The organism is Rothia sp. HMSC069C04 (assembly GCF_001812895.1).
Lineage (GTDB): Bacteria > Actinomycetota > Actinomycetes > Actinomycetales > Micrococcaceae > Rothia.
The window spans coordinates 1-875 of the sequence record NZ_KV810768.1 but is presented as its reverse complement, the minus strand read 5'-3'; the positions used below and the strand labels follow the sequence as shown (position 1 = coordinate 875).

Annotated in this window: 1 protein-coding gene; it reads right to left on the bottom strand. The window is 57.3% G+C overall.

All coding sequences use genetic code 11. The features are described from left to right. Window positions 1-180 precede the first annotated feature (180 nt). A partial coding sequence (locus tag HMPREF2879_RS09135; RefSeq protein ID WP_070599759.1) for a rhomboid family intramembrane serine protease occupies window positions 181-875 on the bottom strand: 695 nt, incomplete at its 5' end.

Genomic DNA, 875 nt, shown 5'->3' with positions numbered 1-875 from the left:
CTGGCATTCGCCGCAGACGGTGCGGTTGCAGCGCCCACACTGGGCGTAGCTAACGCGGTCGGGGTGGTTGACGCAGACCGTGGGGCTCTGCCCGTAATTCATGTAGTTGGGAAAGTTCTCCACTGACCCTCCAAGGGTTGTGTGCCGGATTTTCCGAAGATTTTTCACGTATTTTCAGGCTTAGTACCTGCCGTTTTGCCATTGCTGCGGGCTCTGCTGCTGAGGAGGCTCGGGCTTATCCACAAGCGGGACAAACAGCAGTGTCAACAGCACACCACCGACAAAACCACCCGCATGGCATGCGTGGGAGATATTCGAGGGGGTCAGAATGCTATAGATGATGTTCGGGGCAGTAATCATGACGAACACTCGTGCGGTGTCCTTCTGCTTCCTGATGATTAGCAGGGTCAAGAAAGAGCCCATGAGGCCGAATAGACCACCGGAGGCACCCACCACGCTGGTGTCAGATGCCAGCACGTACACGCCGAGGGCGCCGAAGACGATAGAGCCCAGGTACACGAGGAGGAACTTCCAGCGCCCCATCATGCGTTCGAGGGACACGCCGTAGATGAAGAGGTTAATCATGTTCCACACCAGGTGCATCGGGTCGTTCTGCATGTGCAGAAAACCGTAGCTGATGATGCGGTAGTACTCGCCATGCTGGACGTAGGGCCACCAGATGTTGCCGTGCCTAACCACCCATTCATTGGGAATGATCTGCTGCAGACCGTACATCGCGACGTTAATCAGAATGAGCGTGTACGTAATGTGCCAGTGGCGCGCCAGGAATGAGCCCTGTGCTTTCGAACCTTGCGCCTTCGAGCTGCCGCCCGTGAGGTCGCGGTAGCAGTCGGGGCAGACCATGCCCACATCCA